This window comes from Streptomyces alkaliterrae (genome assembly GCF_007097205.2).
GTDB classification, from domain to species: domain Bacteria; phylum Actinomycetota; class Actinomycetes; order Streptomycetales; family Streptomycetaceae; genus Streptomyces; species Streptomyces alkaliterrae.
The window spans coordinates 1-383 of record NZ_VJYK02000765.1; the positions used below are offsets into that span (position 1 = coordinate 1).

General features: G+C 67.4%; 1 protein-coding gene. It reads left to right on the forward strand.

Going from position 1 to position 383, the window contains the following annotated elements; all coding sequences use genetic code 11:
* A partial coding sequence (locus tag FNX44_RS30215; protein WP_173019340.1) for a deoxyribodipyrimidine photo-lyase occupies nucleotides 1-383 on the forward strand: 383 nt, incomplete at both ends.

Sequence of the window (383 nt, forward strand, 5' to 3'; positions counted from 1 at the left end):
GTGTACTGCCATGCCGACTATGAAGCACAGACGCCTTGGGGCTTTGCGCGCGTAGGTGTGCACCGCCGGGCCGTGCTTGCGGCGGCGCTTCGGGATTTGGCCCGCCAGTTGGCCGATCTCGGCACCCGGCTGGTGGAATGCTGTGGCCCGCCGGGGAAGGTCTTGCCCGCATTGGCCCGCGCCGTGGGCGCCTCGACGGTCGTCTGCGAAGACATCGCCGCGCCGTACGAGCAAGCCGAAGTGGCCGAACTGCGAAGCGCGGGGCTGCAGGTGCAGACGGTCTGGCAGAGCAGCCTGATCGATCCGCTGTGTCTGCCTTGGCCTGTTCAATCGCTGCCGGCTGTCTTCACAACATTCAGGCAGGCGCTCGAACGGGCGCGGAT